Below are 474 nucleotides of genomic sequence, written 5' to 3'. Positions count from 1 at the left end.
GGTAAGTATAAGATAAAAACTTCTACAGGAGAAGCACATGGAAATGAAACTATGACGGAAATCTTAGAACACTCTTGCAATGTGGGGATGGTATGGGTTTCTCAGAAGGTAGGACTTTCAAAAGTTTATCACTATATTGAGAATTTTGGTTTTGGCAAAGATACAGGTATTACTTTAGATAAAGAAAGTTCACCTATAATTAAAGATATTAAAGACTGGAATAAAGTAGATCTTGCGACTTCAGGTTTTGGGCAAGGGGCTATAGTGATAACCCCCTTGCAACTTATCAGTGCCATTTCTGCGATTGCAAACAAAGGACGGTTATTTGCACCTTCAATAGTTAGTGAGATAGTTTACAGTGATGGTACAAATGAAAAAATTGATCCTAAATTTGTCCGTCAGGTTATTTCAGAGAAGACGGCATTAAATCTTTCAGCAATGTTGGTATCAGCTATTGAGAAGGGTTATGGAGAT

At 36.3% G+C, this 474-nt stretch carries 1 protein-coding gene; it reads left to right on the top strand.

Annotation, left to right across the window (positions count from 1 at the left end):
- On the top strand, positions 1-474 hold a 474-nt coding region (locus tag COZ07_RS06615), incomplete at both ends, for a penicillin-binding transpeptidase domain-containing protein (RefSeq protein ID WP_406607781.1).

Source organism: Candidatus Infernicultor aquiphilus (assembly GCF_002784285.1).
GTDB classification, from domain to species: Bacteria; Atribacterota; Phoenicimicrobiia; order Phoenicimicrobiales; family Phoenicimicrobiaceae; genus Infernicultor; species Infernicultor aquiphilus.
Note: the sequence above shows the minus strand (reverse complement) of the source record. Positions and strands in the feature narration are given on the sequence as shown.